This window comes from Halomonas sp. ND22Bw, assembly GCF_003011945.1.
GTDB classification, from domain to species: Bacteria; Pseudomonadota; Gammaproteobacteria; order Pseudomonadales; family Halomonadaceae; genus Halomonas; species Halomonas halophila.
The window spans coordinates 1-267 of the sequence record NZ_PXWD01000979.1; the positions used below are offsets into that span (position 1 = coordinate 1).

1 protein-coding gene is annotated in these 267 nt (G+C 70.8%); it reads right to left on the reverse strand.

Going from position 1 to position 267, the window contains the following annotated elements; genetic code table 11:
* Positions 1–267, reverse strand: a 267-nt coding sequence (locus CVH10_RS21090; protein ID WP_146143221.1) for a S46 family peptidase, incomplete at both ends; no start/stop codon positions are given.

Below are 267 nucleotides of genomic sequence, written 5' to 3' on the forward strand. Positions count from 1 at the left end.
CGCCTCGCGCCGCCGGTCCGCGCTTTGCTCGCTCGCCGCGATCAGGCGACCGCGATATTCGGACAGCAGCGTGACCGTCAGCGGCAGGATCAGTTCGCGCTGTACGGCCAGCTGGTCCTGCGTCAGCAGCCGCTGCGTCCGCCCCGGGTTCCCGACGACGAAGGTGGCCTCGCCCTCCACCGGCGCGCGCGGGTTCCACCGCAGATGCTGCGGCGTCGCGGCGGGCTTGCCATTCTCATAAGCGCGCAGGAACGAGGCAACGAGGTT